The organism is Burkholderia sp. LS-044, from assembly GCF_004803625.1.
GTDB classification, from domain to species: Bacteria; Pseudomonadota; Gammaproteobacteria; order Burkholderiales; family Burkholderiaceae; genus Burkholderia; species Burkholderia cepacia.
On the sequence record NZ_SSWO01000021.1, the window covers coordinates 123588 to 130784 of the forward strand.

General features: G+C 67.8%; 6 protein-coding genes. 4 read left to right on the forward strand and 2 right to left on the reverse strand.

Annotation, left to right across the window (positions count from 1 at the left end):
- Nucleotides 1-1491, reverse strand: coding sequence for an Asp-tRNA(Asn)/Glu-tRNA(Gln) amidotransferase subunit GatA (gatA, locus tag E9536_RS35905; RefSeq protein ID WP_136472451.1), 1491 nt, complete (start codon nt 1489-1491; stop codon nt 1-3).
- 65 nt (nt 1492-1556) lie between these two features.
- Entirely contained in the window at nt 1557-1856 is a 300-nt protein-coding gene (gene gatC, locus E9536_RS35910; protein WP_027788858.1) for an Asp-tRNA(Asn)/Glu-tRNA(Gln) amidotransferase subunit GatC, read from the reverse strand.
- 367 nt (nt 1857-2223) lie between these two features.
- On the opposite strand from gatC, the gene E9536_RS35915 reads away from it, so the two are divergent.
- The 4 genes from E9536_RS35915 to mrdA form a co-directional block, all read left to right on the forward strand.
- Nucleotides 2224-3267 (forward strand): rod shape-determining protein, encoded by a 1044-nt coding sequence (locus E9536_RS35915; RefSeq protein ID WP_004189550.1) that lies wholly within the window; start codon nt 2224-2226, stop codon nt 3265-3267.
- A 126-nt stretch (nt 3268-3393) separates the two neighbouring features.
- The gene (gene mreC, locus E9536_RS35920; protein ID WP_027788857.1) at nt 3394-4452 is read left to right on the forward strand and encodes a rod shape-determining protein MreC; all 1059 of its coding nucleotides are present in this window, start codon (nt 3394-3396) and stop codon (nt 4450-4452) included.
- Entirely contained in the window at nt 4449-4961 is a 513-nt protein-coding gene (mreD, locus tag E9536_RS35925; RefSeq protein WP_009687274.1) for a rod shape-determining protein MreD, read from the forward strand. Before mreC ends, mreD begins: the two co-directional genes overlap by 4 nt.
- Before the next feature lie 105 nt (nt 4962-5066).
- A partial coding sequence (mrdA, locus tag E9536_RS35930) for a penicillin-binding protein 2 (protein ID WP_136472453.1) occupies nt 5067-7197 on the forward strand: 2131 nt, incomplete at its 3' end.

The following is a 7197-nucleotide window of genomic DNA, read 5'->3' on the forward strand; positions in this document are numbered from 1 at the left end:
TTACACCCCTGCCGGAACTTGCTTGTGCCAGTCGGTCGCGCGCTGGAACGCGTCGGCGACCTGCAGCATCCGGGCTTCGTTGAAATAGTTGCCGATGATCTGCAGGCCGACCGGGCGCTTCGCGTTCGCGCCCGCGCCGAAGCCGCACGGCACGCTCATGCCGGGCAGGCCCGCGAGGCTCACCGACAGCGTGTAGATATCCGCGAGATACATCTGCACCGGATCGTCGCCCTTCGAACCGAGATCCCATGCGACCGTCGGCGAGGCCGGGCCCATGATCACGTCGCAGGTCTTGAACGCTTCCTGGAAATCGTTCGCGATGATGCGGCGGATCTTCTGCGCCTGCAGGTAGTACGCGTCGTAGTAGCCGTGCGACAGCACGTACGTGCCGACCAGGATCCGGCGCTTCACCTCGGGGCCGAAGCCTTCTGCGCGCGACTTCTTGTACATGTCGAGCAGGTCGCCGTATTGCGCGGCGCGGTGGCCGAAACGCACGCCGTCGAAACGCGACAGGTTCGACGATGCCTCGGCCGGCGCGATCACGTAATACACGGGGATCGACAGCTCCGTCTTCGGCAGCGACACGGGCACGAGCGTCGCGCCGAGCGCTTCATACTGCTTCAGTGCCGCGTCGATCGTCGCGCGTACGTCGTCGGCCAGGCCGTCGCCGAAATACTCGTTCGGCAAGCCGATGCGCAGGCCCGCGAGCGGCTTGCCCGCATCGTTGCCGGCCGCCCACGGCTGGCCGAGGTGGCGCGTGAAGTCTTCATCGTCGCGATCGAGGCTCGTCGAGTCGCGCTCGTCGAAGCCGGCCATCGCGTTCAGCAGCAGCGCGCAGTCGGACGCGCTCTGGGCCATCGGGCCGCCCTGGTCGAGCGACGACGCGAACGCGATCATCCCGTAGCGCGACACGCGGCCGTAGGTCGGCTTGATGCCCGTCACGCCCGCGAACGACGCGGGCTGGCGGATCGAGCCGCCGGTGTCGGTGCCGGTTGCCGCCGGCGCGAGGCGCGCGGCGACGGCGGCCGAGCTGCCGCCCGAGCTGCCGCCCGGCACGGCATTCGTGTCCCACGGGCTCTTCACCGCGCCGAACGCCGAGTTCTCGTTCGACGAGCCCATCGCGAACTCGTCCATGTTGGTCTTGCCGAGCGTGACCATGCCGGCCGCCTGCAGGCGGGCGACGACGGTCGCGTCGAACGGGCTCGCGTAGTTCGCGAGCATCTTCGAGCCGGCGGTCGAGTGCCAGCCGCGCGTGACGAACACGTCCTTGTGCGCGATCGGCAGGCCGGTGAGCGCGCCGCCCGCGCCGCGCGCGAGCTCCGCGTCGGCAGCTTTCGCCTGCGCGAGGGTCAGGTCGGCATCGACGTGGACGAACGCGTTCAGGTCGCGCGCGGCGTCGATCCGTTTCAGGTAGAGCTGCGCGAGCTCGACGGCCGAGCATTCCTTGGCGGCGAGCGCGGCGCGCAGTTCGGTCAGGCTTTTTGCGTGCATTGAGTGGTTTTCCTGGGAATTCTGGGTGGCGCGCGGCGCTGGCCGGCGCGCTTGTCGTCGAATGCTTACTCGATCACCTTCGGCACGAGATAGAGGCCGTCCTGGACGGCCGGCGCCGGACGCTGGTTGTCGTCGCGATTGACGACTTCCGTCACGGCGTCGTCGCGCAGGCGCTGCGCGACTTCCTGGATCTGTTCGATCGGGTGGGCGAGCGGCGCGATGCCGGCGGTGTCGACCGCCTGCATCTGCTCGACGAGGCCGAAGAGATCATTGAGCTGGCCGAGCATGTGCTCGGCGTCGGCGTCGGCCATTTCGAGTCGCGCCAGGTGCGCGATGCGTTTCACATCGGTCAGGGTCAGGGCCATGCGATCACCGGAAAAACAAGACTGCGCAATGCATCGAAAGCAGCACTGCGGCGGGGGGTTGGAGGGTGCGATCCCACCCTCAAAAATCGGGGCCGAAGCGGCAAAAATACCGCCCGTTTCGATTCAAATACCGTGAAATTATAAGGTATCATTACGCGTTCGACCCAAACCCGGCAGCCTTTTCCCGCACCGTTTCGCCCCGCTTCGGCAAGCCGTGCGTGCTTCGTGCGATCCCCGGTAGACATCACTCGCAGCTTCGTGCGCCGCGGCGGCCGCTTCCGCCACGCTTCCCGAGGCTGTTATTTTTTCCGCTGCCGCCCTCAGCGCTCGCTATGCAGGGCCGGCCCAGAGCGAAACAGGATTCTGAATGTTCGGTTTTTTGCGCAGCTACTTCTCCAACGATCTCGCGATCGACCTCGGCACCGCAAACACCCTGATCTACATGCGCGGCAAGGGCATCGTGCTCGATGAGCCGTCCGTCGTGTCGATCCGCCAGGAAGGCGGCCCCAACGGCAAGAAGACGATCCAGGCAGTCGGCAAGGAAGCCAAGCAGATGCTCGGCAAGGTACCGGGCAACATCGAGGCGATCCGCCCGATGAAGGACGGCGTGATCGCCGACTTCACCGTCACCGAGCAGATGATCAAGCAGTTCATCAAGACGGCCCACGAGTCGCGCATGTTCTCGCCGTCGCCGCGCATCATCATCTGCGTGCCGTGCGGCTCGACCCAGGTCGAGCGCCGCGCGATCAAGGAAGCCGCGCACGGCGCCGGCGCATCGCAGGTCTACCTGATCGAGGAGCCGATGGCGGCCGCGATCGGCGCAGGCCTGCCGGTGTCGGAAGCCACCGGCTCGATGGTCGTCGACATCGGCGGCGGCACGACGGAAGTCGGCGTGATCTCGCTCGGCGGCATCGTCTATAAAGGCTCGGTGCGCGTCGGCGGCGACAAGTTCGACGAAGCGATCGTCAACTACATCCGCCGCAACTACGGGATGCTGATCGGCGAGCAGACCGCCGAGGCGATCAAGAAGGAAATCGGCTCCGCGTTCCCGGGCTCCGAAGTCAAGGAAATGGAAGTGAAGGGCCGCAACCTGTCGGAAGGCATTCCGCGCAGCTTCACGATCTCCAGCAACGAAATCCTCGAAGCGCTGACCGATCCGCTGAACCAGATCGTGTCGTCGGTGAAGATCGCGCTCGAACAGACGCCGCCGGAACTCGGCGCCGACATCGCCGAACGCGGGATGATGCTGACGGGCGGCGGCGCGCTGCTGCGCGACCTCGATCGCCTGCTCGCGGAAGAAACCGGCCTGCCGGTGCTCGTCGCGGAAGATCCGCTCACCTGCGTCGTGCGCGGTTCGGGCATGGCGCTCGAGCGCATGGACAAGCTGGGCAGCATCTTCTCGTACGAGTGATCGTCTAGGCAGTCTTCCTGACATGACGCACCCGCGGCGTGGCCGGCTCGCTCATTCAGAACGAACCGCCGCGCCGTTTGCGCGTCTGAGCTTCATTTAACCGATCATTCGCGCCCGGCGCCGACCATGGAATACAGTCCGCCGCCCCTCTTCAAGCAAGGCCCGCCCGCGCTCGCGCGGCTCATCTTTTTCGTCGCCGTCGCGATCGCACTGCTGGTGTCGGACGCGCGCTTCAACACGCTCGAAATCGTCCGCGGCGTGCTCGGCACCGTGCTCTATCCGCTGCAGCGCGCCGCGCTCGTGCCGCGCGACCTGTTCATGGGCGCGGCCGACATCGCCGTCACCGGCGCGTCGCTGCGCCATGACAACGACGATCTCCGCAAGCGCAACCTGCAGCTGTCCACGCAGGCCAACCAGGCCGCCGTGCTCGCGCAGGAGAACGCGCACCTGCGCGCCGTGCTCGAGCTGCGCCAGCACATCGCGACGCAATCGACGCCGGCCGAGATCCAGTACGACACGAGCGATCCGTTCACGCAGAAGATCGTGATCGGCCAGGGTTCGCAGCAGGGCATCCAGAACGGCGCGCCCGTCGTCAGCGAGAACGGCGTGGTCGGCCAGGTCACGCGCGTGTTCCCGCTGCAGTCCGAAGTCACGCTGGTCACCGACCGCGATCTCGCGATTCCCGTGCAGGTGCTGCGCACCGGCCTGCGCAGCGTGATCTACGGCACGCCGAAAGGCGATTCGCTCGACCTGCGCTTCGTGCCGACGAGCGCGGATCTCGTCGTCGGCGACGAGCTCGTCACGAGCGGCCTCGACGGCGTCTATCCGCCCGGCCTGCCGGTCGCGAAGGTCGTACGCGTCGACAAGCTCGCCGATACCGCATTCGCGCGCGTGACCTGCGCGCCGATCGCCGCCGTGCGCGGCGCGCGCCAGATGCTCGTGCTGCATTACCAGAACGACATCCCGCCGCGCCCGGCCGAGCCCGATCCGGCCGCCGACAAGAACGCGAAGGGCAAGAAAGGCGCGAAAGCCGCCGCGAAAGGCGAGAAGGCCGACGCCGGCGCGAAGCCGGCCGCCGCGGCCCAGCCCGGCGCCAAGCCGGCGCCTGCCGCGCCTGCGCCTGCGGCCAAGCCCGCCGCCGCGCCCGCGAAGCCCGCGGCCGGGCAACCAGGAGCCCAGCGATGAATCGCCCGCAATACATCCTGCAGCCGGTCAATCCGTACTTCATCGTCTTCAGCCTCGCCGCCGCGTTCCTGCTGAACCTGATGCCGTGGGGCCGCCTGCCCGGCGTGCCCGACTTCGTCGCGCTCGTGCTGCTGTTCTGGAACATCCATCAGCCGCGCAAGGTCGGGATGGGCGTCGCGTTCGCGCTCGGCATCCTGATGGACGTGCATGACGCGGGGCTGCTCGGCGAGCACGCGCTCGCCTATACGCTGCTGTCGTACGGCGCGATCACGATCCACCGTCGCGTGCTGTGGATGCCGATCGGCGTGCAGGTGCTGTACGTCACGCCGCTGCTGGTCGTCGCGCAGCTCGTTCCGTTCGTGATCCGCCTCGTGATGGGCGCCGCGTTCCCGGGCTGGCGCTACCTGGTCGACGGCTTCGTCGAGGCCGCGCTGTGGCCGATCGCGAGCCACCTGCTGCTGATGCCGCAACGCCGCCCGGTCGATCCGGACGATACGCGCCCCATCTGAACCCGGGGCCTGCCTTGACTACCCGCCGCCTCCACGCCCGCCGCGCTCCGGGGCGGCCCCTCGCCCGCAGCCGCATCGTGCGCGGGCCAGATCGATCGTAACCGCATGACCGAATTCAACGACACCCAACAGCAGCTCTCGAAGTTCCGCCTGCGCGTCGCGGCGGCGGGCGTGTTCGTGTTCGTCTGCTTCGGGCTGCTCGCGAGCCGCTTTTTCTACCTGCAGTTGATGCAGCACGGCAAATACGCGCTGCAGGCCGAGGAGAACCGCATCTCGGTCGCGCCGATCGTGCCGAACCGCGGGATCATCACCGACCGCAACGGCGTGATCCTCGCGAAGAACTATTCGGCGTACACGCTCGAGATCACGCCGTCGAAGCTCGACGACACGCTCGAGAACACGATCGACAAGCTGTCCGAGATCATCCCGATCGACGCGCGCGACCGCCGCCGCTTCAAGAAGCTGCAGGAAGACTCGAAGAACTTCGAGAGCCTGCCGATCCGCACCCGGCTCACCGACGAGGAAGTCGCGCGCTTCACCGCGCAGCGCTTCCGCTTCCCCGGCGTCGACGTGCGCGCGCGCCTGTTCCGCCAATATCCGCTCGGCACGACGGCCGCGCACGTGATCGGCTACATCGGCCGGATCTCGAAGCGCGACCAGGATCGCATCGACGCGATGAGCGACGACAACGACAGCGACCAGGAAAACTACGATCCGCGCCGCGACGCGAACAACTACAAGGGCACCGACTACATCGGCAAGATCGGCGTCGAGCAGAGCTACGAAACCGAGCTGCACGGGCTGACGGGCTTCGAGGAAGTCGAGGTGACGGCCGGCGGCCGGCCGGTGCGCACGCTGTCGCGCACGCAGGCGACGCCCGGCAACAACCTCGTGCTGTCGCTCGACATCGGGCTGCAGCAGGTCGCCGAGCAGGCGTTCGCCGGCAAGCGCGGCGCACTGGTCGCGATCGAGCCGAAGACGGGCGACGTGCTCGCGTTCGTGTCGTCGCCGAGTTTCGACCCGAACTCGTTCGTCGACGGCATCGACCAGCAGACCTGGGACGAGCTGAACAACTCGACCGACAAGCCGCTGCTGAACCGCCCGCTGCACGGCACCTACCCGCCCGGCTCGACGTACAAGCCGTTCATGGCGCTCGCCGGCCTGACGCTCGGCAAGCGCACGCCGGGCTGGGGCTTCCAGGATCCCGGCTACTTCACGTTCGGCGGCCACACGTTCCGCAACGACGTGCGCTCGGGCCAGGGCTGGGTCGACATGAACAAGGCGATCATGGTGTCGAACGACACCTACTTCTACATGCTCGCGCGCGACCTCGGCGTGAACGCGATCGCGAACTTCATGAAGCCGTTCGGCTTCGGCCAGATCACCGGGATCGACATCCAGGGCGAGGCGCGCGGGATCCTGCCGTCGACCGACTGGAAGAAGAAGGCGTTCAAGAAGGCCGCGCAGCAGAAGTGGTTCGACGGCGAGACGATCAGCCTCGGGATCGGCCAGGGCTACAACTCGTTCACGATCCTGCAGCTCGCGCACGCGACCGCGACGCTCGCGAACAACGGCGTCGTGATGAAGCCTCACCTGGTGAAGGAAATCGAGGACCCGATCACGCGCGGGCGCCGCCTGACCGTGCCGAAGGAAAGCGAAGTGATCCCGCTCAAGCAGGCCGACATCGATGTCGTGAAGCGCGGGATGGAGAACGTGATCGAGAACCCGTCCGGCACCGCGTACAAGGTGTTCCGCGGCGCGCCGTACCTCGCCGCCGGCAAGACCGGCACCGCGCAGGTGTTCTCGCTGCAAGGCTCCAACTACAAGGGCCACCTGCTCGCCGAGCACCTGCGCGACCACGCGCTGTTCATCGCGTACGCACCGGTCGACCATCCGCAGATCGCCGTCGCGCTGGTCGTCGAGAACGGCGGCTGGGGGGCGCAGGCCGCGGGCCCGATCGCGCGCCGCGTGCTCGACTTCTATCTCGTCGACCGCCAGAACCCGCAGAACGAGGCCGCGGCCGTGGCTGCCGCGGCGTCGGCGACCGAACCCGTCAACGCGCCGGTGATCGGCGACGCGAACCGGCCCGCCGCCGTCGCGGCCGGCTTCACGGCGCTGCCGCAGCCGGTCGTGCCGAGCGCGGCCAGTGCGGCGGAAGCGGCATCGGCCGCCGCGGCCTCCGAAGCGTCGGCCGCCGGCGCAAGCGCCGCCGCGCCGGCGAGCGCCGGTGCCGATG

Coding starts and splice junctions, on each gene's coding strand:
- gatA (WP_136472451.1), bottom strand. CDS start 1,491: ATGCACGCAAAAAGCCTGACCGAACTGCGCGCCGCGCTCGCCGCCAAG.
- gatC (WP_027788858.1), bottom strand. CDS start 1,856: ATGGCCCTGACCCTGACCGATGTGAAACGCATCGCGCACCTGGCGCGA.
- E9536_RS35915 (WP_004189550.1), top strand. CDS start 2,224: ATGTTCGGTTTTTTGCGCAGCTACTTCTCCAACGATCTCGCGATCGAC.
- mreC (WP_027788857.1), top strand. CDS start 3,394: ATGGAATACAGTCCGCCGCCCCTCTTCAAGCAAGGCCCGCCCGCGCTC.
- mreD (WP_009687274.1), top strand. CDS start 4,449: ATGAATCGCCCGCAATACATCCTGCAGCCGGTCAATCCGTACTTCATC.